This window comes from Dialister sp. UBA1703 (assembly GCA_002320515.1).
Lineage (GTDB): Bacteria > Bacillota > Negativicutes > Veillonellales > Dialisteraceae > Dialister.
Genome location: DCJJ01000025.1, coordinates 27,603 through 28,594, shown reverse-complemented (window position 1 = coordinate 28,594; position 992 = coordinate 27,603). Strand labels below are relative to the sequence as shown.

General features: G+C 47.5%; 1 protein-coding gene. It reads right to left on the bottom strand.

Annotated elements, in window-relative coordinates; translation table 11 throughout:
- Positions 1-141: 141 nt before the first annotated feature.
- Positions 142-992 (bottom strand): IS3 family transposase (locus B2Y11_RS01445; protein WP_291055217.1); only part of this gene is annotated, 851 nt, incomplete at its 5' end.

The window sequence follows — 992 nt, the reverse complement described above, 5'->3', positions numbered from 1 at the left end:
GGTGCACTTGTCAACAAAAATTGGACACGAAACTAAAAAAATTAGGCATAAAAATTGAATACTTGTACAAGGCGCAGTGAATCTTCTAACATCGCCTCGGGAATCGACAGACACTTCATGCCAACTATAACTTGAATAAGTTCAGCAGTTAGAAATATGGCGTTCTCGGTACTGCTTCGGCGTCAGGTAGCCCAATGTATAGGCCGGCCTATATTCGTTAAAGAAATGGATGTAATCATCCACCTCTTCCGCGACGGACTTCTCACCGGTCACGTGTAAGTCCATGAACATCTCGGCCTTAATCCATCCATTGACAGATTCCATTGCAGCGTTATCTGTCGGCGTTCCGGCACGTGACATCGACCGGATAATGCCGTACATGGGCAACAGGTCGTTGTAGGCCTTAGATGCGTAGACAGATCCCTGGTCCGTGTGCAGAATCATTTGGTGCTCCGGATGTTGCTCCTTCCATACAATCAGATCTTTCAGCCCACTGATATAGGTCATGCGGTCGCCACGCTTTGCCGAAAGGGAATGGCTGACAATCTCATCGTTCCAGAGATCCATGTAAAGAGTCAGTTCGTAGTAGGTGCCCTTCACATAAAACGCTGTCATATCGCTCACGATGCACTGCATTGGCCCGTCAATCTGCATCTCTGACAGGAGCAGATTTGGGAATATTCGCGCCGGATCTCCAGCCTTCTTGTAGCGGTAATGCTTGGACTTGCTCTTGATTCCCGCAATCTTGCAACACTTATGAGCATAGGGGTCAGACAGGACAATGTTTTTGTCCAGGCGTATCTTGGCATTCAGCCAGCGGTAACCATGCGATGGATACTTCAAGTGGTATTCTTGAAACAGCCTGACATTGCTTGCAAGGTTCTTCTCCCTTTCCGAAAGATGAGAAAGATGCTTCTTCCATGCGTAGAAACTACTCCGCTGGATGCCCATTGCTTTACATAGGATCTTCACTGGGATTTCTCCTGACAGTT